The following is a 22,922-nucleotide window of genomic DNA, read 5'->3' on the forward strand; positions in this document are numbered from 1 at the left end:
TTCGGCCCAGGAAATCCTCGAGCGTGCGGTCTTCTCCGACCAGAACCTCCGCGCTTTCTCGAACGACTCCGGCTTCCGCGCCGTTGCTCGCCAGATCGAAGTCGCTGACCCGGCCGTCGGTAACGTCCAAGCTGGCTTCGTCGTCGCCGACACCCTGATCAGCCGCGTCAACATCTCGGCCACGATCGTTGGTGTCTTCGAATCGACCCTCAGCTCGCGTCAGGACTTCCTCAGCGACCTGACCGACAGCCTTGAGCTCGGCGTTGCTGCCCTGACGGAAGCCGACCTGACGGAAGAATCGAGCCGTCTGCAGTCGTTCCAGGTGCAAGAGCAGCTGGCGACCCAGGCTCTCTCGATCGCCAACCAGCGTCCGCAGACGCTCCTCTCGCTCTTCCGTTAATCGTCAGGGAATTCTCCCAGATGATGGAGGCCCCGGGGTTCTTCCCCGGGGCCTTTTTCGTTTTCAACGTGGTTAATCCGCCCGCGGAAAATCGAACTGTGGTTTCACCCGCGCTTAATCTCACTTCTCTACAGATGTCGGTGCACGCGGTTCGTGAGGGACCGCACTGCTTTCGGCGTCAGAAGGCGCTCCTGTCTAACTTGAGAACCCAAGGAGCCCAATCATGGCATCACTGCTGACCAACGCGTCTGCGCAAACCGCACTTCGCACCCTTCGCACGGTTCAGTCGAACCTTCAGGAAACCCAGGACCGCATCTCGACCGGCCTGAAAGTGCGTTCGCCGAAAGAAAACCCGGCGTTCTTCCTCGTCGCCCAGACCGTTAAAGGCGACGTCGCCGTTCTCGACGGCCTGAAAGACAACCTCACGGTTGGCGTCAACACGGCGAAAACCGCTTCGGCTGGCCTCAACGGCATCACCGAAGACATCAACCAGATCCAGTCGGCGCTCACCACCGCCCAGACCGGTACCGCGCTGAACGAAGTTCAGTTCGCCATCGGCCAGGTCGTCGAGCAGATCGAAGGCCAGATCGACGCCACGTCGTTCAACGGTGTGAACCTGCTCGCAGGCACCGACACCACCACGATCACCACGACGATCACCCGCGACAACGGCTCGTTCGAGCTGTCGACGTTCACCCTGCAGGGCCAGAACCTCGACTCCATCGAGCTCGCTGGTGTTGCCCAGGGCGCCTACACCGCTGCCCAGGCCCAGACCCAGTTCGACAGCCTCTATGCGGCTTTCAACTCGGGCTTCGCTGACCGTCTCGACGTCAATGGCGACGGCGCTGTTGACCTTGCTGGTCAGACCGACTCCATCCTGACCGCTGAAGGCGGTACGGAAGCGGCCAACGAATTCACCTTCTACGGCACGCAGGACGACATCGACTTCCTGGCTTCGGTCGGCATCACCGCCACCAACCTCGGCAAGATCGGTTCGGACACCTCGCAGGACGTCATCCAGATCGCCGACATCACGGCGGCTCCGGGTGCTGGCGCCCCGCTCGACTACGAAGCTTCGCAAGCTGAGTACGGCACGGGTACGGTCACCGCTGGCGGTATCGCGTTCGGCTCGGCCCAGGAAATCCTCGAGCGTGCGGTCTTCTCCGACCAGAACCTCCGCGCCTTCGCTGACGACTCCGGCTTCCGCGCCGTTGCTCGCCAGATCGAAGTCGCTGACCCGGCCACTGGCAACGTCCAGGCCGGTTTTGTGGTTGCTGACTCGCTCATCAGCCGCGTCAACATCGCCTCGACCGTCGTGGGTGTCTTCGAATCGACCCTCGACAGCCGCCAAAACTTCCTCAGCGACCTGACGGACAGCCTCGAGCTGGGTGTCGCAGCGCTGACGGAAGCCGACCTGACGGAAGAATCGAGCCGTCTGCAGTCGTTCCAGGTGCAAGAGCAGCTGGCGACCCAGGCTCTCTCGATCGCCAACCAGCGTCCGCAGACGCTCCTCTCGCTCTTCCGTTAATCGGTAGACTGACTTCGATGCCCGGGGGTCTTCCCCGGGCATCACCCCATCTTCGGTAGAAGCCAAGATTATAAGGACGAGAACAGTTCAGATGTACGGCAGGGCACGGGCGAAACAGGCCTACAAACAGACCATCACCGAGACCGAGGAACCGCGCGAGATCGAGCGCAAGGTCTTCCTCCAAGTGACCGGCGAGCTGGAACGCGCCTCTCGGGAAGACAAGTTCCCCCTCTCCACGGCAGCACTCGACGCACTCAGCAGGAACCAGAAGCTCTGGGGCGAGCTGATGTTCGACTGCGCCTACAAGGACAATCCGCTTCCCGCGCAGCTCAAGGCCGGGATCATTTCCCTGGCTCTCTTTGTCGACCGCCACACCCCCGAGGTGATCTCCGGTCAGAAAACGATCGAGCCACTTCTCGAAATCAACCGCAACATCATCCGGGGCCTCGCGGGCCAGCAGCCGGAACAGAAAACCGAGGCCGCCGCTCCGGCTGCCGACCAAGCTGCCGAACCCGAGCAGCCACAACAGCAAGCAGCGGGATAACAGCGATGGGCCTTCGACTTCGCCTGCGTCCACATGAGCGGATCATCGTCAATGGTTGCGTACTGACCAATGGTGACCGCAGGAACACGATCACCGTCTCGAGCTTCGGCCAGGTCCTTCGCGGCAAATACGTGCTGCAGCCTGAAGACGCCAAGACGCCGATCCGCCGACTCTATTTCGCGATCCAGATGCTCCTGATCTCGGGCTGCGACGACCAGATGCTCCGCCATGCGTCCAAGCTCGGCGCGTTCGTCTTCACCCATATGGAAAGCGACGACGAACGCGCGTCGCTCCTCCAAGCGATGGACATGGTCCACCTGCGCGACTTCTACAAAGCACTCGTGAAGCTGCACCCGCTTCTGGAGCTCACGCCCGCGGAAGCCGCGAACGAACGTGACGTTCCCAAGGAACTGGAGGCGGAAAACCGCGCCTTCCACGCCGCAGCTCAGGAACGCCTGGGCGGAAAGAGTCTCGAAGCGGCCCACTGAACGAGCCCCCGCGATAGGAACCTGAACCATGGTCTCGACCTACACGAACTATCTCAGTGTCGAAAAAACCTTCGATCGCCGCGTCGAGGCAATCGAGAAGGATCCTGTCGTTGCGCGCGAGTCCCAGTATTTCCGCGAGAATATCGGCAAGATTTCCACGGCCGAGGAGTTCGTCAATGATGACCGCCTCTACCGCTTTGCACTGACGGCCTTCGACCTCGAGAGCCAGATCTTTGCCCGCGCCCTCGTCAAGAAGGTGCTGGAAGAAGGTGTCGAGGATCCCAAGGCCCTGTCGAACCAGCTCGTCGATCGCAAGTGGAACAACTTCGCCCGCGCCTTTGCCTTTGCCGAGGTGGGCGACTTCAACGTGAAGAATCCGGAATTCGTCGAGGGCGTCATCGACAAGTATGAGCGCGTGCAGCTCGAAGAGCGCCTTGGCGAGGAAAACATCGCCGTGCGCCTCGCCGTTTACGGCGAGCGCAAGCTACCGGGCGTGTCCAACTGGTTCTCCGTCCTCGGGGACAAGGCCCTGCGGGAGGTGGTGTTCACTGCCCTTGGCCTGCCTGATGCGGTGGCGACCCAGAACCCGGATCGTCTGAAGATCCTCCTCGAAGACCGCTTCGACATCGAGGACTTCAAGGACCCGGCCAAGCTCGATAAGTTCCTGCAGCGCTTTGCCCTGCAATACGATATCAAGAACGGCACGTCGGGCCCGGTGTCCAACACCCTCGCCCTGTTCGGTATCTTCGGTGATGGCGGCGGCGGTGGCGGCAACGGCATCATTGGCATCGATCCCTCGACGCTCAGCGCCCGGAACCTGTTCTAGGCTTTCAGAACCACTTCGAAACGCTCGCAGGCGATTTCCAGATCGCCCGAGAAGCTGTGCTCCGAGCCTTCCAGCACGCGGCGGTAGTAGGCCTCGTGTGCCTCGCGCCACCATGAGAGTGTCAGGTCGCCCTCGCCTTCTTCGCGAGCGAACGTCTCGTCCACATCGTCAAAGCGGCGGATCTGCACCGACCGCGTGCGGATCACGCATTGCGCCTCCCCTGCCCAGTCCGTGACCACCGCGAGGTCGCCCGGCTTCGGAACAGGATCCCCTGTGATGGCAAGCTCGGCGAGAGAACAGGCTGTGGCGCGTTTGCGCCCCTCGACCACCAGGCGCGCGCAGATATCAGCGTCCTTTTCGTTGTCACAGAAATGGAGAACGGCCGGAGGCTCGCCCGGCGCAGCAGGGTCTTTTGATCTGTAGACGGCCCAAAGGGCACGGACGCTGTCATTCATGACCCTGATATCGCTGCAGAAACTGTGATGTGCAAACGCGAAGAGCAATTCTTGTGATTTAGTCCGCAAGCTCCAGGCATCTTTCGCAGGCGCGGAATTCCGCGCACGGATGGCTGAAACCTCTGCGACCTCGAAGCGGTTTCGACTCCGAAAGCATGCTGCGGCGCAAGAGCCTTGTCGCAATGGCTGCGTGCCGCACTCTTCCTGCAACAACAATGAAGTCGGGAGGCAAACTCAGTCATGGGATTGACGAAAAGGAGACTCCGCGGGGCTCTTCTCGCGGGCGCTGCGCTTGCTGCGACCTGCACGGGCGCCCAAGCGCAACAGGTCTACAGCTTCGGCGACAGCCTGTCGGACACGGGTAACGTCAACAATCTCACGCTCGGGATTGCTGCAGGCGGGGACTATTTCGACGGCCGGTTCTCCAATGGCTATCTGTGGACCGACTATCTTTCCTGGCGCTCGACAGGGGAGCTGCAGAGGCTCAATGCCGGTCTCATCGGGCCGTACTTCACGAGGACGTCGAAGCCCTACAACTTCGCCCATGGCGGTGCGCTGTCAGGGCGTCCAAGCAGCGATGTCGATACCGGGCTTCTTTCAGGCCTCGGCTTCCTGTCGAACTTCGCGGCCTTCCGCGTCGTCGATCAGGCGAAACACTTCCGGGACCAGAGCTTCTTTGGACGGACATTCCGGTCAAGCCGCTATGACTACGCCACAATATCCGCAGGCGGAAACGACTATTTCGCTGGCGAAACAGACTTCACGCGGGTCGTGAACAACATCTTCCAAGCGATCGACTACATAGACGATGGCGGGATCAGGTATTTCTTCCTGCTCGACGTTCCGAATGTCGGCGACACGCCCGCGAACATCCTCACCAGCGACCGCTTCGCGCTCAACGCTCTGTCCCAGGCACATAACAGCCTGCTTCGCGACCGCGCCCTCTCCTACGAAGCCGCTAATCCTGGGAGCATCCTTGCGGTGGTGCCTGCGGCGCGGCTCTTCGAGCTTGTGCGGCAGGACGCGCTCTTCAATGGCGGCGGTGTTTACGGCTTCACCAATGTCCAGCCGGGGGCGGGAACGACAGGCAACTGCCTCGGCGACGGGCTGAAGCTTTCGGCCTGTCCGCGCGGATACCTCTTCTACGACGATATCCACCCGACCTCGCCGGCCCATGCCATCGTCGCGGATCTCGCCATCGCCACTTTCAACGCCAAGCTCTACGGCTATGCCGAGCCTCTCGCCCGCTCCGCCTCGTCAAAACAGGTGAGCACCACGTCGAGCCGGGTTGTCACGAGCCGCGTGCAGGCGCTGAAGCTCGGCCTCACAGGATCGGGCCAGCTAATCGATCCCTTCCAGTCGGCGAGCTTCGCTGGCCAGAATGGCGGGCTTGGCTTCCAGACCCTTCCGGGGGTCGAGCTCGGCGCGAGCAAGCTGTCAGTCTTCAGCTTCTCCGAAGGCTCATGGAGCGATCTCCTCGCCGCAGGCAGGCAGCTCGATGCCGCCCGGCAGATGGTGCCGAGAAGCCTGAGCCTCGCACCGGGCGAGGCGATTTTCACCATGGGTGCTGACTATCTCGTTGGCGAAACCATGGCGATGGGCGCTGCGATGACCCGCGGCAGCTTCAGCCGCCAGCGGCTGACCACGGACAGTTATGACGAAACCCAGTCGCTGACCCTCTATGGCACGATGTTCCATGGCCCGATGACCTACACCCTGTCGGCAACGAACACCGTCACGGACCAGGAAAGCCGTCGCCAGACAGGTTTCGTCTACCAGCCAGTGGTGACGAGCAGCAGCCGTTCGTCCATGCGTGAAGTTGTCGTCGAGGCCGACTACACCAAGGCCTTCGGCCCGGTGGAACTCCACGGCATCGCCCGCGTCGCGAGCACGGAGCTTGACCTTGAAGCCTTCGACGAAAGCGGTAGCCAGGGGCTGCTTGACCGATCGGTCGGTGACCGGACGATCCAGGGCTTCTCCGCATATGCGGGCATCAGGGCCGAAACCGCGCTTCCCGAGAAGCTGGGCCTCGGCCGCTTCACGCTCGAAGCAGGCCCGGTTGCGGGCACGAGTGATGAGCTCGGCTATGCCTCTGTTGTCGGTGACGCGCTTCTCTTTGGCGTCGTTCCGGACGCGGTCAATCTGCGCAATCCGTTCGGCAACGCGGAGCGGATGGGCGTCTTCGGCTCGGCAAGCCTCGAACTGATGACCAGCGAGACCATGACCTTCGCAGCCCGTGCGGCAGCGGTCGATACCGCCGCCCGTACGGATCACGTGGTCGAGGTCAACCTGGCCTGGCGGTTCTGAGGACCCCTTTCCAAGGACCCCTGGCGTCGGGATGCCTTATGGCGTCTCGACGATCTCGGCTGGCGGCATTCGCCTGAGCCCGCCACCGACTGGCGCTCCCGCTCCGGCTTCGTCCGGCTGCGGAGCGCCACCCTGCCCGGCGCGGCCACCGCGCAGCTGCTGGTACAGCCTGTCCATGGCCTCCTTGGCGGGCACGGTTTCGTGGCGATCCTGGCTGCAGAACTTCTCGAGGCCCGGAACCTTCTCTACTGCAAGGTCCGTTTCGGGGTCGGAACCTTGTTTGTAGAGGCCGATCGAGATGATGTCCCGCTTCTCCTCATAGACCGACATGAGCCGCCGGGCCTCCGCCGCGACCTCGGCGTCTGCGGGGTCGGGGTAGCAGTCCGGCGCGAGCCGCGAGACCGATCCGGGCACGTCGATCGCCGGGAAGCGCCCACGCGTCGCGATCGTCCGTGTCAGCTTCAGGTGCCCGTCAAGGATACCGCGCACGGCATCCGCCACGGGATCTTCATGGTCATCGCCGTCGACCAGCACCGTCGCGGCGAGGGTAATGTCACCCTGCTCGCCCATGCCGGGACCGGAGCGCTCGAGCAGGTGCGCCAGCTCTCCGAACACGGAAGGGGGAAAGCCGCGGGCCGAAGGCGGCTCGCCCACGGCAAGACCAATCTCCCGCAACGCATGGGCGAAGCGGGTCACCGAATCCATCATGCAGAAGACGTGACGGCCTCGCTTCCTCTGGTCCTCGGCCACGGCCATGGTGAGGTAAGCCGCCTGGCGCCGCGCGAGCGGGCTTTCGTCCGAGGTCGCCACGATGACGATCGACCGCGCAAGCCCCTCCTCGCCAAGGTCGCGCTGCAGGAATTCCTGCACCTCGCGCCCCCGCTCACCAATCAGCCCGATGACGTTGACATCGGCGGCGCTCGACCGCGCCAGCATCGAAAGTAGCGTCGACTTGCCGACACCCGAGCCGGCGAAGATGCCCATCCGCTGGCCCCGGCAGATCGGGGTAAAAGCGTCGATCGCCTTGACCCCTGTCTCCACCATGTCGCCCACCCGGCGGCGGGAGAAGGCGGGCGGCGGCGTGCCCTTGAGGGGCGTTGCAAATGGACCCTCGGGAAGCGGGCCCTTGCCGTCGATCGGTTGGGCCATCGGACCGATCACCCGGCCAAGCCAGCCATCGGAAACCCGGATGCGGAACCTCTTCTCGGGAAAAGTCACGCGCGCGCCGGCCGCGACGCCCTCGGTGTCGGCGAAGCTCATCAGCAGCGAATGGTCCTGCTCGACACCCACGACCTGGCAGTTGAGCGGGCTCATGTTGCGACGCTCCACCGTGCAGAGGTCGCCAGCAGACAGGACGCCCGAAAGGCCACGGACCTTGAGGACCATTCCGAGGGCGGAAGCAATCTCGCCCTCCCACACAGGACCCGGCAGGCCACGCAGGCGCGAGGCTGCCTCGTCGATGGCGCGGCTGGCGGCGTTTCTCTCGCTCATGGGCTCTCCTTCTGAAAGCACGCCCGGTTTGACCCGATCGCTTTTATCCGGGTTTAAACGCCCGCTGATTTCCTGACCGGGAGCGACCCCGCGTGAGGAGAATTCCCGCACCATGATCGACGGTATCAGCCTGTTCCAGACGATGACCCACAAGATGGATTATCTTGGCGTGCGTCATACGCTCCTCGCACAGAACGTCGCCAATGCGGACACGCCGGGTTACAAGTCCCAGGACCTCAAGACGTTCTCGCAAGCCCTTCGCACCGTGAAGCCTGCGGGCATGCTCGCCACCCATGGCAACCACATGGTCGCAAATCTCGGCAACACCACTTTCCGTGAAGATACACGCGTGCAGGGTTGGGAGGTCGCCCCCTCGGGCAACGAAGTCACGTTGGAAGAGCAGATGATCAAGGCTGCGGACAATGGCCGGGACTACCAGCTCACCACCCAGCTCATGAAGAAGCACGTCAGCATGCTGAAAGCCGTGCTGTCGACGCGCAGCTAAGGGATCTGACCGATGGACGCCATTTCCGCCACGATGAAGATCGCCGCCTCCGGCCTTGAAGCGCAGTCCCTGCGTGTCCGGATGGTCTCGGAGAACATCGCCAACGCGAACTCGCTCGGCTCGGCGCCGGGCGCCGATCCTTACCGCCGGAAGACCATCGTCTTCGAGCCGACCTTCGACCGCCATCTCGGCGCGGACGTTGTCGGGGTAAAGAAGATCGGCACCGATCCGGGGGACTTCAAGCTCAGCTACGACCCCAGCCACCCTGCGGCTAATGCGGACGGTTACGTCAAGGTGCCGAACGTCAACCCGCTGATCGAAATGACCGACATGCGCGAGGCGACGCGTTCCTATGACGCGAACCTCAACGTGATCGAACAGGCGCGCGGGATGGCCATGGCCACCCTGGCTCTCCTCGAACGCTAAGGACACGGACGATGATCGAAGCCACTGCAGCGATTAACGCAAGCCAGGTCGGCGGCGTCCAGCTCCGCCCCGCAGCCGCCACGGACCTCAAGGCCGCACCGGCCATGAGCTTCACCGAGGCGCTGAAATCCACCGCCATGCAGCAGGTCCAGACCGTGCAGCAATCGGAGCAGGCCTCGATGGCGGCGATGCATGGCCAGGCCTCTCTTCAGGAAGTCGTTCAGGCCACGGTGAAAGCCGAGCTGGCTGTCGAGACGGCGCTCGCAATCAGGAACAAAATGATTGAGAGCTACCAGGAAATCATGAGAATGCCTGTCTAATGACAGAAGCGGACGTCATCCAGATCATCCGTGAGGGATTCATCACCGCAATGATCATCTGCGGTCCTCCCCTCATTGCGGGTACGGTCACGGGCCTCGGGGTCGCGCTGTTCCAGGCGCTGACCCAGGTGCAGGAGATGACGCTGACCTTCGTGCCGAAATTCGCGGCCATTTTCCTGACCATCGTGCTGTGCCTGCCGCTGACCTTCCAGCAGGTCTCGAACTACGCCTCGCTGGTCGGCGACAAGATCATCCGCAACCAGGCGCCGTAACCGGCGCTGCTCCTTGCCGTCCCGGAACCGGAAGACAGTCCGGAACAACGCGAAGGGCGCGAATCAAGGCGAGCCAGGCTCTCCGGCGATCAACGCCATTGCCTTTGGCGCAATCTCACGGGTAGCCTCCATCAGGAGGCACAAGACCCGTTCGTTTGAGAATTCCCGTCAGCGCAATCCCTTTGATTTCGCCGTGGCCTCGAAGCTATCGCGACCTAAATGCCCGCGAATAAACGGCTCTTGCCCGAGGAACGCGTTGAAATGTCCGATACGACCATGAGGCCAAGGGCCGCGATCTGGGCACGGAAATGGTTCCCCGACATGTTGGCACCATCAAGACTTTTGCTCGCGCTGGGGGCGTTGTCGTTGATCCTCACCGGCGTCGCCTTGATCTATACCCGCAGCGTTGAGCGCGATGCCCGGCTCCATGCCGAGGACAGCAGAGACACATTGAAATTGCTGCGCGAGGCCCTGCGCGCCGGGGTCGATGCCGAAACCGGGCAACGTGGCTACCTCCTCACCAGGGATGAGTCGTATCTTGAGCCTTATGACCATAGCGCGCGGGCCTGGGTCCCGGCGATCGACCGACTGTCCGAAGCGATGGGTGGCGGGACGGACGAAGCGGAAACAGCAACGCTGGGCCAGCTCCGGTCCCTCGCGGAGCAGAAGCTGGCCGAACTCGAGCAGACAGTCAGCCTGACCCGCCAAGGCCGGCATGAGGAAGCCATGACCGTGGTGAATTCTGGGCTGGGCAAGGATCTGATGGGAGAGTTCCGCGATTCGATCACCAGACTGGAGACGCAGGAGGAAATGGCTCTTGGCGCCTCGGTCGCACGGGCGGAGCGGACGGAGAGCGTGACGCGTCCCCTTCTTTTCATCCTCGCCCTCATCATCGTCGGCACTGTCGGTCTTGCCGTCTGGCTTGAGCGGCGCGCGGCCTTCGTTGAAGCCGCGGCGAAGGAAGCCGACGAGCTTCGCCGGTCGAGGGAGACGTCGGAGCTCCTCGTCAAGGAGCTGAACCACCGCGTGAAGAACCTTTTTGCCGTGATCCTGTCGATCGTCGGGCTCGCTGCACGCGACCAGACCGACGTCGCGGCGGTGGTTGCCTCGATCCGCGCGAGGATCCATGTGCTGTCCCTCGCCCATGCGATCTCCCAGGGAAAACATGGCTTCCAGATGGTGGACATGAAGAAACTCCTCGAAGCCACCTTGGCGCCCTATGGCGATGCCGAACGCACCAAGGTGTCGTTCGATGGCCCTCCGGTCGAGCTGCCTGCGAAGGCGGTGACGCCCGTCGGGCTTCTGGTCCATGAGCTCGCCACCAATGCCAGCAAGTATGGCGCTCTTTCAGACCGGAACGGCAAGGTCGACCTCTCCTGGAAGACGGTCATGTCCGAACAGGGTACCGAACTCGTCAAGCTCCGTTGGTCGGAGCGCGACGGACCGAAAATCGAAAAACCGCCGGAGCGCGCCTCGTCTTCGGGGGGCTTCGGGACCCTGATGATGACATCGGCGATCCGCCAGCTTTTCGGGAAGGAAACCCGGACGTGGAACGAGGCTGGTCTGGTGTTTGAACTCGAATTCCCGCGCCACGGCATGAAGGGGGCGAAAGCGTAATGGGCATCCAATTGATCCGCGGCATCATCGCCTCCGGTCCTGCATCCCTGGACTATCTTCTCTCGGCGGGGTCCCCCGCATCGGCGGGCTCGCGGCCGGGGACAGGGGATGACAAGGACGGCTCCGCCCTTTCCGGCAAACGGATCCTGGTCGCTGAAGACGAGATCATCGTGGGGCTGGAGATGCAGCACGCCCTCGAGAACGCCTCCGCCGATGTCATCGGTCCGGCAGGCAGCCTGTCCGAAGCGCTGAACATCCTCGCGACGGAAGAGATCGACGGCGCGATCCTCGATCTCGACCTCCACGGCGAGGAGGTCTTCCCCGCTGCGGACATCCTCCAGAGCCGGGGCGTGCCCTTCCTCTTCCACACCGGTCACGGCGAGCGGGCGGAGATCCTGCGCCGCTACAACCGCTCGGCGGTCTGCGTGAAGCCCTGCCTGCCCGAAGACCTGCTGGCCCAGCTCGCCCGCCTGATGGCGAACTAACCGACGAGGAGAGGGCTCAGGCACGCGGACATTCCGGGGAAACCTGGGATACTGGAGCGGACGGTCCGTCCACGCTCCAGTCTATGTGTATGTGCGCGAACGCACCGTCCGCTCCCGGCGCTTTAGCGAGAGGCCCACAGAGCACTTTAAGCTCTCGTCGAGCCACTGACGGACGTCATCCCGCCAGCACCCGAGCACCGTCCCCCCACCAGAAACCGCGACGTCCGGACCGTCCCAGCATGGGAGGAAGCGGGGTGATTATGCGGGAGGTCTGGGGTGGCGGGGATAAGTTGCGCTGGACCGAATCGGCGAACCTCCCGAACGTTTCCATCTTGAACCCGTAGCCAATGTTCGTTAGTTGTTCTTTTTTGAGGGGTAGCCATGCCGCTGACGTCAGTGGAAGTATGCGCTGGAGCGGGAGGTCAGGCCCTCGGCCTTGAGGCTGCTGGTTTCCAGCACGAGTGTCTGGTCGAGATAGATCGAGACGCATGCGATACTCTTTTGCTCAACCGTCCAAGTTGGCGCGTCGAATGTGCCGATATGAACGATTTCGACCCTGAACCCTATAAAGGCGCAGACCTATTGGCGGGAGGGCTTCCATGCCCCCCCTTTTCTGTAGCCGGCAAACAGCTCGGGGAATCAGGCTAAAGGAACCTCTTTCCACGAATGCTAGAGATCATCGATCAAGTTCGCCCTTCAGCGATCATGATTGAGAACGTTCGTGGCTTCATGGGCGCGGTGTTCGAGGACTATCGCGAACGCCTCCGTAAACAACTGAAGTCGATGAATTACCAAGTGGCATGGCGGCTTCTGAGTGCTTCTGACTACGGCGTCCCGCAACTTCGGCCCCGCGTCGTTATCGTCGGCCTCCAAAACTGGGCGGCGGATGGCTTCAAATGGCCCGAGCCCAATCCGTTTGACGCACCGACCGTTGGTGAGACCCTGCACGAACTGATGGCGTCAAACGGATGGCGAGGTGCGGAAGCGTGGGCTCAAGCGGCGGACGATATTGCACCGACCTTGGTAGGCGGCTCCAAAAAACACGGCGGTCCAGACCTAGGCCCAACACGTGCACGCGCCGCATGGGCTACGTTGGGCGTAAACGGAAAGTCCATCGCGCCGGAACAACCCGAGCGGGATTTCGTTGGGATGCCTCGGCTTACAGTGCCGATGGCTGCTCTTATTCAAGGCTTTCCTCGTGAGTGGCAATTCGCCGGGAAGAAAACCAGCGCTTACAGGCAAGTTGGAAACGCTTTCCCTCCGCCCGTTGCGAAGGCCGTCGCCGAACAAATCTCGACTGCGCTCGAGGCAAATCATCTGCTCTATCCTATCCGTAGGTCGGCTTAGTTTCGGCTTAAACCAACGGAAGTCTCTTCTGGCGGCACTTGCCGGAGCAGATCATGTTGGACCGCGAAATCCCTGAAATCCAGAGAGCAATTACGATCGCAGCAGGCGGCCAGGACGTTCTCGTTCGAGAACTTCCATTTATTTTTCGGCAGGCCGTCGACGAATTAATTGATGCGCCGCGGACGCGGCGCCTGACTCTAAGCGAGCTAGAATCAAATGAGAAGTCGGTACTCGGAACAAAGGTTGAGGCGGCTCTCCGTCAACTTTTGAATTTCCCGCGGGGCCGCCTCGATTTTCGGATTGGCCCTCACGATCACGATGTCAAGTTCAGCGTTGGAACCGGTTAGATGATTCCTCCGGAGGCCGTCGGCAGCGTCTGCATCCTTGCGTCTGCTGACGAAAGCACCGGGCGATGCAGCCTTGGGCTGCTTCGCGCAGTGCCCCCATTCATCCGTCCCGGAAAAAATAGAGATCAGAAACAAGGTGTGTCTGCTGAAGGGCGAGAGAACGCTTTGTGGATTCTTCGGGACGTTCCTTACCCTAGGAATATTTGGGAGGGATTCGGTGTCGACGAGATAAACAGCATCTTTGAACCCAAGGGCGGCACGGATCGACTCGTTCGCTTTCTGAAGCTGATGCTCGAAAAGCCGGTCCATCGATCTGCGATCCAAGCGGTCGCTCGACAACACGATTACATGAAGCGACTACGGGCAAATCATGGCGCCCGCGATATCCTTCATCCAGAAGGTATCGTCATTCTCTCAGGACAGCAGGACGGACCGCTTTTGAGGCAGCTCAAGATTGATTTGGGACAGGACTATTTCTTACCTTTCCGCCTGTCGAAACAAGATCCCAAGGCGCAGATCATTTTAACAAAGACCCGGCACCGAAAACGGTTTGCTTTCGCAGACTAAGCTCGCCCCACCCCACATAAACCCCCTTTAAACTCAAATCGCTCCACTGCCGCTCGGGAACATCCCTCTTTTTCCGGGCGGCAGAAGCTGCCCCACGCGCAGATGGACGATAAACGTGGACGCAGCGCTTCGCCTGATCGGCAATGATTCGAACCGGGACGTGGTCTTCGCGCTCGGGGTTATCGGTATCCTGGTGGTGCTGTTCGCGCCGCTGCCTGCGTGGGCGCTGGATGTCGGGCTGACCTTCTCCCTCGCCTTTTCGATCCTTATCCTGATGGTCGCGCTGTGGATCGAGAAGCCTCTCGATTTCAGCTCGTTCCCGACCGTCCTGCTGATCGCGACAATCTTACGTTTGGCGCTGAACATCGCCTCGACGCGCCTGATCCTCGCCAATGGGCACACAGGGACGGATGCCGCGGGCGGGGTCATCTATGGCTTCAGCCAGCTGATGATCGGGGGCAATTACGTCATTGGCCTGATCGTCTTTGCGATCCTCGTCATCATCAACTTCATCGTCATCACCAAGGGTGCGACCCGGATCGCGGAAGTCGGCGCGCGCTTCACCCTCGACGCCATCCCCGGCAAGCAGATGGCTATCGACGCCGACCTCGCCGCGGGCCTGATCGACGATGTCGAGGCGCGGGACAGGCGGAAGACGCTCGAAGACGAAAGCGCCTTCTTCGGCTCCATGGACGGTGCGTCGAAATTCGTCCGCGGCGACGCCATGGCGGGCATGATCATCGTCTTCATCAACATCATCGGCGGCATCATCGTCGGCGTTGCGCAGATGGGGATCACCATGGGCGAGGCGGCGTCGTCCTACACGACGCTGACCGTTGGCGACGGCCTCGCCTCGCAGATCCCGGCGCTGGTCGTCTCGCTCGCCGCGGGCCTCCTTGTCACCAAGGGCCGGAACGTCGGCTCCACCGACAAGGCGGTGATGGCGCAGCTGGGCGAGTATCCCAAGGCGCTCCTCATGGTGGCAGGCATGATGGCCGTGATGGGCTTCATCCCCGGCCTGCCGTTCCTGCCCTTTGTCGGCATCGGCGCGGCGATCGCCATTGGCGGGGTCCTGATGCCGAAGCGGAAGAAAGCCGCCGCGGCGATCCTCGAAGCGCAGCAGGAGACCCAGGTCGCGCCGAAGGAGATCCCCGCCGAGGAGAGCCTCAAGATCGAGGACCTGCAGCTCGAGGTGGGCTCGCGCCTCCTGACCATGATCTCGAACCCCGAGCGCGGCCTGCCGAACAAGGTGAAGAGCCTGCGCCGCCGCTTTGCCAGCGAGTTCGGGTTCCTGCTGCCCCCCGTCCGGATCAAGGACAATCTCTACGTGCCGCCGGACGAATACAGAATTTCCGTGCAGGACGTGGAAGTGGCCAAGGGCATCGTCCGTCCCGGCTGCGTCATGGCCATCGATCCGACCGGTGCCGATGTGGACATGCCCGGCGAGCCGACGCGGGACCCGAGCTTCGACATGCCCGCGCGCTGGATTTCCGAAGCGCAGGCTGAAGAAGCCGAGGGCAAGGGCTACACCGTCGTCAGCGCTGACAGCGTGCTCATCACCCACCTCTCGGAGACGATCAAGGACCACCTGCCGAGCCTCCTGACCTATTCGGCGATGCAGAAGCTGATCGAAACGCTGGAGCCTGAGTACCGCAAGCTGCTCTCCGACATCGTGCCGGGGCAACTGAGCCAGGTCGCGCTGCAGCGGGTGCTGCAGGGGCTTCTGGCCGAGCGGGTGTCGATCCGGAACCTGCCGGCGATCCTCGAAGCGGTGGCGGAGGCGACCGGCTGGACCCGCAACCCGCAGCCGATCATCGAGCATGTGCGCCAGCGCCTGTCGAAGCAGATTTCAAGCTCGGTCCAGGGCGAGGACGGCTTTGTGCCGGTCATCGCGCTGTCGGGCCGTTGGGAGCGCTGCTTCATCGAGAGCCTGCAGGGCGGGGAAGGCGGCGAGCGTGTCTTCGCAATGCCGCCCAACCAGGTGCAGGAGTTCATCACCGCCGCCCGCGCGACCCTGCACAAATACAAGGACGCGGACATCATGCCGGTGATCCTCACCTCGGCCGATGCCCGCCCCTTCGTCCGTTCGCTGCTCGAACGCGCAGCGCCATCTGTGCCCGTCATTTCGCACAATGAGCTGCACAGCTCGGTCGCTATCAAGACGGTGGACCAGATCGCATGAGCTTCGACCGGCGGATCATCTTCCTCTGCGGCAAGGCCGAGGGCGAAGCCTTCCGCGCCCACGTCGCCAGCGTGAAGCCCGATCTCGAGACCGTCTGGGTGTCGAGCGTCGCGGGGCTGGACTTCGCAACGCGGAGCGGCGGGCACAGGACAAGGCTGATCAGCTTCCTGACAGGGGTCATCGTGCCCAAGACGATCCTGGACCGCCTGCGGCCCCAGCCGATCAACGTCCATCCCGGGCCGCCTGAATATCCCGGCGCCCACGGCCTGACCTTCGCGATCTTCAACGGTGCCCATGAGTTCGGCGTCACGGCACACGAAATGGCGGCAAAGGTCGATGCAGGCCCCATCCTACAGGTCGCGCGTTTTGCGCTCCCGTCCGATGCGGATCTCGTGGGTTTCGGCAACGAGGTCTACGCCCGCGCGGTGTCCGTGGTGAACGACGTCATCAACCACTGCATCGAGACGGATGGCCCGATGCCACACGCTCCGCGGGAGCGATGGTCGGACAACCACTGCACGAATAAGCGTCTTAACGCTTTGCTGACCGCTTCTGAATACCTCCTGCCTGAGGACCGCAAGCGCCTGGTGAGGGCATGCGGACCCCATCTGGAAGAATTCAGGAGGGCGCAGCGTCGGCATGGTTGAGATACCGCTCTCTGGGGCGTCCGATCAGCTCACGGTGCTTCTCCTGACCTTTGCCAGGATCGGGACGATCTGCATGCTGATGCCGGGCCTCGGGGAGAGCTATGTCAGTCCCCGGATCCGCCTCGGGATCGCAGCTTCGATCTCGCTCATCATTTCCGTCACGGTGGCCCATCGCCTGCCTTTCCTGAACGGCTTTGGCGAGGTGATCTTTGCCATGATCTCCGAGATCGTCGCCGGGCTGATCTTCGGTGGAGCCATGCGGATGTTCCTCGCGGCGCCCCAGATCGCGGGCCAGATGACCTCGCAGCTGACCTCGCTGTCCAACATCTTCGCCTCGGGCGCTCCGCTCATGGAAGCAAGCTCGATCCTCGGCGCGTGGTTCGTGGTCGGCGCGATCCTCTTCACCTTCGTCAGCGGTATGCATTACCTGATGATCGACGCCCTCGCGATCAGCTACAACGTGATCCCGCTCGGCGGTTTCCCGAATATGGGCGACGCGGCGGAGGGCCTGGTGAAGGTCTTCGCCGGGGTCTTCGCCCTGGGGGTCCAGATGGCAGCGCCTTTCATCCTCCTGTCGCTCATCTTCAACCTCGGCGTGGGTCTCACCAACAGGATGCTCGCCTCGCTGCCTCTCTATTTCGTCGCCATGCCGATCTCGATCCTCGGGGGGATGTATGTCCTCGCCTATGCGATCGGGCCGGTGCTTGCCGCATTCCGGGCCGCATTCTCGACCTGGCTGACGGCGCCTTTCTCGTGATGGAGGGCGCATGAGCGAGCAGCCGGACGAAAGCCAGAAGACAGAAGAACCCTCCCCAAAAAAGCTAGCGGATGCCCGCAAGAAAGGTGACGTCCCGGTCTCCAAGGAGGTCGCGACCCTCACATCGATGATCGCGACGATCCTGCTGATCGCCTTCGCTGGCCCGCCCCTGGTCAGGACGATGTCGGCGTCCATGTCGCCCTTCGTGGCGTCCGTGCACGACATCCGTGTCGAAGAGACGACCTATGACGTGACGGCGGTCTTGGGCGAGCTGTTCTTCAAGATCTTCGCGGCCATGTCGCCGCTTTTCCTCGCCTTTGCAGCAGCTGCCCTTCTCGCTGCCTTCGGCCAGAACGCGCTGGTCTTCGCCGTCGACCGCATCAAGCCGAAGGCCGAGCGTCTCAATCCGATGAAGGGCCTCAAGCGGATCTTCAGCCAGGACAGCCTCGTCGAGCTCGGCAAGAACCTGACCAAGGTTGCTGTGGTGACGGGCGTGGTCGCGCTCTTCACCATGAACGAGCTCGAGAACTTCACCGCGATGGCGAGCTACGATCTCAACCAGATTCCTCTGCGTATGCAGAGCATGGTCATCAAGCTGCTCTCCGCTGTCCTCGTCGTCATGGTGCTGATCGCCGTCATCGACGTCATCTGGAAGCAGATGGAATACAAGAAGAAGCAGCGGATGACGAAGCAGGAGGTCAAGGACGAGTTCAAACAGACCGAAGGCGACCCCCAGATCAAGCAGCGCATGGCCGAAATCCGCCGCTCGAAGAAGCGCCGGGACTCGATCGCCAAGGTCCCCGACGCGACGGTCCTCATCATGAACCCGACCCACTACGCGGTCGCCCTGCGCTATGTCCCGTCAGAAGGCGACGCGCCCGTGTGCATCGCCAAGGGTCGCAACCTCATCGCGCTCCAGATGCGCGACAAGGCCAACGAGCACAACGTGCCGGTCATCGAGAACCCGCCCCTCGCCCGCGCGCTTCACGCCGCCATCGAGGAAGACCAGCCGATCCCGCCGCAATTCTTCAAGGCCGTGGCTGAGGTCATCAACTACGTCTACCGCACCGGCCAGCGCAGCCTGACGCTTTGATCCGACTGCGGGCGCTTCTTGCGGCGCCAGCCAGCCTCTGGGACCCTGTCACAGTCAGGGGTCTGGGAGGCTTCTCATGAACAGGATATCAGCGGCGCTTCTGGGGATCAGCGCCCTCGCTCTTGCTGCCTGTGACGGCGTGGAATGGCATATTTTCCAAGGGGATGACGAAGGCGCTGCGGGTCCTGAGAAGGTTGCCAGCCAGAAGACCGCGGACGTGGAGGACGAAACCGAAGAGGTGCCAGCCAGCCCCGCCCGCAAGCCAGCGCTGGGTGAGGCCGAAGGGACTTTCGCGCTCACCGGTGCCCGCCTCCTCACCATGGCCGGCGACCCGATCGCACGCGGCACGATCCTTATCGAGGACGGGCGGATCAGCGCCGTTGGCGCCGATCTCGACATCCCGCGGGGCATGCCCGTGATCGACGCCGGGGGCCTGACGATCATCCCCGGTCTTGTCGACATGCATGTCCACCATTTCGGTGAGGCGGAGGGCCCGCTCTATATCGCCAACGGCGTGACCACGGTGCGCAACCTCTGGGGCACGGTGCAGACGGTCAGCCTCGACCGCGGCGCGGCCGATGGCGATTATCCCGGCCCGAGGGTCTACACGCCCGGCCCGCTGACCGACGGGCCCGAGCCGGTATGGGGCGATCAGTCCCTTGTCGTCACCTCGCCGGAGATGATGCGCGGGGCCGTCCGTGCCCAGAAGGCAGCAGGTTTCACCGCCGTGAAGCTCTACGAGACCATGACACCCGAGATCTATCGCGCCGGCGTGGCCGAGGCGAAGGCCCAGGGGATGAAGATCTACACCCACACCCCGCGCGCCATGACTGTCGAGGAGGTGATCGCCCTGGAAGTCGACAGCCTCGAGCATCTCGAAGACGTGCACAATGCTCTGCTGCCTGACGGTTACGAGGGCGGCGATGGCCGCAGGGACTATCTCCAGCGCTGGGCCGCCGCCGACGAAGATAAGATGCGGGACCTGGCGCGGAAGTTCGCCGAGAAGGGCGTCGCCAATTCCGCCACCCTCGAGGTCTCGATCAACCGCTACCGCGACATGATGGATACGGAGCGTTTCTTCGAAAGCGAACAGGGGGCCTATGTGGCGAAGGGCATCCGGGACTGGTGGCAGGGGAGCGCCGATCGTTCCAGGCCGTGGCTGACCCCGGAACTGGTCAACGCCGCACGGGACAAGCAGCTGCGCTTCGTGAAGATATTGCATGACGAAGGTGCCCCGGTCCTGATCGGCACGGACACGCCGAACCCCTTCATCGTCCAGGGCTTCTCGCTCCATGACGAGATGGCGAGCTTCAGGGACGCGGGCTTCACAGAGGAGGAAATCCTCGACATTGCGACGCGGAAGGCTGCCGCATTCCTAGATGCCTCGGAGGAGTTCGGCCAGATCAGGGAAGGCCTGCGCGCCGACCTCGTAATCGTCGAGGGCGATCCGCTCGCGGACCTCTCCGTCCTCAGGAAACCGGCGGGCGTGATCGCGGGAGGAAGGCTCTATGACCGGGCAGCCCTCGACGACATGCTGGCCGAGGCCCGCGCCGCGGCGGAGAACAGCTACGTCGAAACCGTGGACGAAGAGACGCCTACAGAGGAATAATCGTCAGGCAGGATCGCCCGGTTTCGGCGGGAAGGCCCGGTCGAAGAAGTCCTCGGGCAGGTCGCGCATATTGATATCGCGTTGTGGGAACGGGATTTCGATCCCCTCCTCCCGGAACCGCTCATGGATCGCGACCCGGAGGCGCGTTCTGACACGGAGCGATTCGGAGACGTCCCGGATATACGCCCTGAGCGAGAAATCGAGACTCGACGCACCGAAATCCTCGAACACCACGAAGGGTGCCGGGTAGTTGAGGATGTCGGTCGATTCCCTGGCCACCTGTTCGAGGATCTCGATCACCCGTTTCGCATCGGACGAATAGGCAGTGCCCACATTGATGATGATCCGGCCGATGCGGTCCTTATGGGTCCAGTTGGTGACCGAACTGGAGATGAGCTCGGAGTTCGGCACGATGACCGAGGAGCGGTCGAAAGTCTCGATCTCCGTCGAGCGCACGGAGATCCGCTTGACGATTCCCTCACCGGAACTGGTGATGATCCAGTCACCAACCTTGATCGGCCGCTCGAAAAGCAGGATCAGCCCACTGACAAAGTTGTTAACGATCGACTGAAGCCCGAAACCGATGCCGACAGACAGGGCGCCGGCAATGATCGCGAGATTGGACAGGTCGAAGCCCAGCGTGCCCACGCCGGCCGCGAAGGCAATGACAAGACCGATATAGCCCATCAGGGTGCGGAGCGAGTTCTGGACACCCTTGTCCATGCGTGAGCGCGGGAAGATCTGGGTTTCGGCCGCTTTCTGCGCCTGGCGAGTCAGCCAGAGAAGCAGGGCGAAAATCGCGACTGCAGTCAGGATCTTGGCAAGGCTGATCCGCACATTGCCGATCTCGAAACCGATGAAGGCGTCGACGATCCAGCCCCTGACATCGGCCCAGGCAGCACCGAGGATCAGGAGGGCTGGCGGCACGAAGACCGCAAGCGCGAGAAGGTCGATGATGATCCCGATCCAGGAAAGCAGCAGCCGCTCGTCGCCCTCGGCTTCCTCGAGCGCCTTGGAGGAGAATTTCCGGTCGGCAAGACGGACCATCTCGCGCATGAGAGCCCGCAGCGACCAGACGAGGCCGAAGAGAGCGAACAGCGCGAAGGTCCGTGTCGCGATGAAATAACCGAGATTAGTATATCCGACCAGCGGGGCAAGGACGGCGATGACGGCCAGGATGCGGACGAAGACCCTGATCCTCGTGCGCGCCTTGCGCGGTTCCTCCCTCGATGTTTCTGCCGGTGCGACGACGCGCGCCGGCGCCTCGGGGGCACCGGGGGGCGCCTCTCCTTCGATCACCCGGGCAGGACCTGCCGCCTCGGCCCCGGTGTCTTCCCCCCTGCTCCACAACCTGTCCCGGGCGAGGAGGAAGAGCAGGATGCCGAGGGTCATCGAGACCAACCCTTCCTGCACGGTGGTCAGCGCAGGCGAGCCTCCGAAGACCTCTGCACCGCGGATCAGCACGCGGTCGACGACGATCACCACGGCGGAGCCCAGCAACAGCCCCCGTATGACGAAGACGCTGCGCGTCTCGAGGCGCAGCACACGCCATGCAGGCAGGCGCGGCGCGAAGACGGCACTGGCGACGCCGTCGGCCAGGAGAAGGACGATGAAGCCGAACCAGATGGCCCGCGCGAGCACCTCGCCCTCCTCGGGGATGGCACCGTTCAGCCGCAGCGCCTCGTAGAGGAAGAAGCCGCCAAGCACTCCGGGCAGGACGCTCGCGGCGGTCCGAACGGCGGCAAGGATGACCCGGCGGGAGGGATAAGGTTCAAGCCCGGCGATCCTCTTGGCGATGAGCCTGTTGAGCGCACGCCTCACCGGAACGAGGAGGGCAATGGCCAGTACGAGCGCGCCAATGATTGAACCGAACGCCACATCGAGGCGGCCACGCTCCGATGTGCTGTCATACCAGCCCCTGTAGGCGGCCACCGCATTGCCGTATCCCTCCTGGAACCCACGCAGGGCATCCGTCCAAAGCTCTGGCGAAATGAGGAACGGCGTGCGCGCGAAGAGGTCTTCGGTGAAGGCTTCGCGCCGCAGCTCGGCAATTCGCCCGGCGAGCCGTTCGGCCGCCGCTATGTTGAGAGCGATCTGCGCCCGCGCGGCTTCGGCTTCGGCGAGCTGCTGGTTGAGCCGCCTGCGCTCGCGCTGGATGTCCTCGCTCTCGGCCGGCTCGCCCTCCGCCGGCGGCGGGCCGAGGGCTTCGAGTTCTGCCCTCAAGGCATCGATCTGGCGGGCGACAGGCGCTTCGGCGAGCGCTGCCTCCTGGCGCAGCCGCCGAACCTCCTCGCTGAGCGCGACAAGGTCGGCCTCGCGGGGATCCTCGCGAAGGAGGCTCTCGATGGCTTCGAGCTGGACCCGCCGCGCCTCAATCCCGGCGCGGACCTCGGGATCGATGGTCTGGCCGAATGCGAGACCGGACAGCAGCAGGATGGCGACGAGAACGGGAAGGATCAGGCGCATGGGCGCCCTCTGTCATCTCTAAAAGGCCGCTTCAAGGGAAGGGGAGGCGGCCGGTGCGGATGTCAGGGGGGAGGAAGCACCGGCCGCCGACCGAGGTCCCGGTCGATCATGCTCTGGGGGCACAGAAGCATGAGACCATGATGGTTCCTCGGGCACGCCGGGCGGCTGGCTTCCGAAAAGGCCGTAACCTGAGGAAACGCCCCTCACGGAAGGCCAACCGCCCGGTGGGAGGAGGGAAATAGT

20 protein-coding genes and 2 pseudogenes are annotated in these 22,922 nt (G+C 63.0%); 19 read left to right on the plus strand and 3 right to left on the minus strand.

What is annotated here, in order from left to right:
* From IE053_RS09820 to IE053_RS09840, 5 genes are all read left to right on the plus strand, one after another.
* On the plus strand, positions 1 to 400 hold a 400-nt coding region (locus IE053_RS09820), incomplete at its 5' end, for a flagellin (protein ID WP_268249061.1).
* A gap of 223 nt (positions 401 to 623) precedes the next feature.
* On the plus strand, positions 624 to 1,928 hold the full coding sequence (locus IE053_RS09825; protein WP_189575440.1) for a flagellin N-terminal helical domain-containing protein: 1,305 nt from the start codon (positions 624 to 626) through the stop codon (positions 1,926 to 1,928).
* A 91-nt stretch (positions 1,929 to 2,019) separates the two neighbouring features.
* On the plus strand, positions 2,020 to 2,472 hold the full coding sequence (gene flaF, locus IE053_RS09830) for a flagellar biosynthesis regulator FlaF (protein WP_189575441.1): 453 nt from the start codon (positions 2,020 to 2,022) through the stop codon (positions 2,470 to 2,472).
* A gap of 5 nt (positions 2,473 to 2,477) precedes the next feature.
* Positions 2,478 to 2,960 carry a flagellar biosynthesis repressor FlbT gene (locus IE053_RS09835; RefSeq protein WP_189575442.1) on the plus strand — a complete coding sequence of 161 codons (483 nt, stop codon included), beginning with the start codon at positions 2,478 to 2,480 and terminating at the stop codon, positions 2,958 to 2,960.
* Between the two features lie 28 nt (positions 2,961 to 2,988).
* Positions 2,989 to 3,786 (plus strand): DUF1217 domain-containing protein, encoded by a 798-nt coding sequence (locus IE053_RS09840; RefSeq protein ID WP_189575443.1) that lies wholly within the window; start codon positions 2,989 to 2,991, stop codon positions 3,784 to 3,786.
* On the opposite strand, the gene IE053_RS09845 is transcribed toward IE053_RS09840, so the two are convergent.
* On the minus strand, positions 3,783 to 4,241 hold the full coding sequence (locus IE053_RS09845; RefSeq protein WP_189575444.1) for an ASCH domain-containing protein: 459 nt from the start codon (positions 4,239 to 4,241) through the stop codon (positions 3,783 to 3,785). The genes IE053_RS09840 and IE053_RS09845 overlap by 4 nt on opposite strands.
* A 240-nt stretch (positions 4,242 to 4,481) precedes the next feature.
* On the opposite strand from IE053_RS09845, the gene IE053_RS09850 reads away from it, so the two are divergent.
* On the plus strand, positions 4,482 to 6,548 hold the full coding sequence (locus tag IE053_RS09850) for an SGNH/GDSL hydrolase family protein (RefSeq protein ID WP_189575445.1): 2,067 nt from the start codon (positions 4,482 to 4,484) through the stop codon (positions 6,546 to 6,548).
* A gap of 36 nt (positions 6,549 to 6,584) precedes the next feature.
* Here the strand turns inward: IE053_RS09850 and IE053_RS09855 are convergent, their stop codons facing one another.
* Entirely contained in the window at positions 6,585 to 8,039 is a 1,455-nt protein-coding gene (locus IE053_RS09855) for a FliI/YscN family ATPase (protein ID WP_189575447.1), read from the minus strand.
* Positions 8,040 to 8,151: 112 nt separating this feature from the next.
* On the opposite strand from IE053_RS09855, the gene flgB reads away from it, so the two are divergent.
* The 13 genes and pseudogenes from flgB (at position 8,152) to IE053_RS09925 (ending at position 20,213) form a co-directional block, all read left to right on the plus strand.
* Positions 8,152 to 8,544 carry a flagellar basal body rod protein FlgB gene (gene flgB, locus IE053_RS09860; protein WP_189575449.1) on the plus strand — a complete coding sequence of 131 codons (393 nt, stop codon included), beginning with the start codon at positions 8,152 to 8,154 and terminating at the stop codon, positions 8,542 to 8,544.
* 12 nt (positions 8,545 to 8,556) lie between these two features.
* A complete protein-coding gene (flgC, locus tag IE053_RS09865) occupies positions 8,557 to 8,970 on the plus strand; it encodes a flagellar basal body rod protein FlgC (protein WP_189575451.1) in 414 nt (137 codons plus the stop codon).
* 11 nt (positions 8,971 to 8,981) lie between these two features.
* Positions 8,982 to 9,290, plus strand: coding sequence for a flagellar hook-basal body complex protein FliE (gene fliE, locus IE053_RS09870; protein ID WP_189575453.1), 309 nt, complete (start codon positions 8,982 to 8,984; stop codon positions 9,288 to 9,290).
* Positions 9,290 to 9,562: a flagellar biosynthetic protein FliQ gene (locus IE053_RS09875; RefSeq protein WP_189575455.1), complete on the plus strand. Its 273-nt coding sequence runs from the start codon at positions 9,290 to 9,292 to the stop codon at positions 9,560 to 9,562. Before fliE ends, IE053_RS09875 begins: the two co-directional genes overlap by 1 nt.
* Before the next feature lie 219 nt (positions 9,563 to 9,781).
* Entirely contained in the window at positions 9,782 to 11,179 is a 1,398-nt protein-coding gene (locus tag IE053_RS09880; protein ID WP_189575457.1) for a CHASE3 domain-containing protein, read from the plus strand.
* Positions 11,179 to 11,664 carry a response regulator gene (locus IE053_RS09885; protein ID WP_189575459.1) on the plus strand — a complete coding sequence of 162 codons (486 nt, stop codon included), beginning with the start codon at positions 11,179 to 11,181 and terminating at the stop codon, positions 11,662 to 11,664. The genes IE053_RS09880 and IE053_RS09885 overlap by 1 nt, the downstream gene beginning before the upstream one ends.
* 381 nt (positions 11,665 to 12,045) lie before the next feature.
* Positions 12,046 to 13,011 (plus strand): annotated as a pseudogene (locus tag IE053_RS14670) (DNA cytosine methyltransferase).
* A 53-nt stretch (positions 13,012 to 13,064) separates the two neighbouring features.
* Positions 13,065 to 13,925: pseudogene (locus IE053_RS09900) on the plus strand (NaeI family type II restriction endonuclease).
* A 115-nt stretch (positions 13,926 to 14,040) separates the two neighbouring features.
* Positions 14,041 to 16,107, plus strand: a complete 2,067-nt coding sequence (gene flhA / locus IE053_RS09905) for a flagellar biosynthesis protein FlhA (protein ID WP_229786171.1) — start codon at positions 14,041 to 14,043, stop codon at positions 16,105 to 16,107.
* Positions 16,104 to 16,754 carry a formyltransferase family protein gene (locus IE053_RS09910; protein ID WP_189575464.1) on the plus strand — a complete coding sequence of 217 codons (651 nt, stop codon included), beginning with the start codon at positions 16,104 to 16,106 and terminating at the stop codon, positions 16,752 to 16,754. Before flhA ends, IE053_RS09910 begins: the two co-directional genes overlap by 4 nt.
* Positions 16,747 to 17,511 carry a flagellar biosynthetic protein FliR gene (locus IE053_RS09915; RefSeq protein WP_189575470.1) on the plus strand — a complete coding sequence of 255 codons (765 nt, stop codon included), beginning with the start codon at positions 16,747 to 16,749 and terminating at the stop codon, positions 17,509 to 17,511. Before IE053_RS09910 ends, IE053_RS09915 begins: the two co-directional genes overlap by 8 nt.
* Before the next feature lie 10 nt (positions 17,512 to 17,521).
* Entirely contained in the window at positions 17,522 to 18,604 is a 1,083-nt protein-coding gene (gene flhB, locus IE053_RS09920) for a flagellar biosynthesis protein FlhB (RefSeq protein WP_189575472.1), read from the plus strand.
* Positions 18,605 to 18,680: 76 nt separating this feature from the next.
* Entirely contained in the window at positions 18,681 to 20,213 is a 1,533-nt protein-coding gene (locus IE053_RS09925; protein ID WP_189575479.1) for an amidohydrolase family protein, read from the plus strand.
* 3 nt (positions 20,214 to 20,216) lie between these two features.
* On the opposite strand, the gene IE053_RS09930 is transcribed toward IE053_RS09925, so the two are convergent.
* Entirely contained in the window at positions 20,217 to 22,679 is a 2,463-nt protein-coding gene (locus IE053_RS09930; RefSeq protein ID WP_189575481.1) for a DUF3772 domain-containing protein, read from the minus strand.
* Positions 22,680 to 22,922: the final 243 nt, after the last annotated feature.

It is taken from the genome of Parvularcula lutaonensis (genome assembly GCF_014651915.1).
In the GTDB taxonomy this organism is placed as follows: domain Bacteria; phylum Pseudomonadota; class Alphaproteobacteria; order Caulobacterales; family Parvularculaceae; genus Parvularcula; species Parvularcula lutaonensis.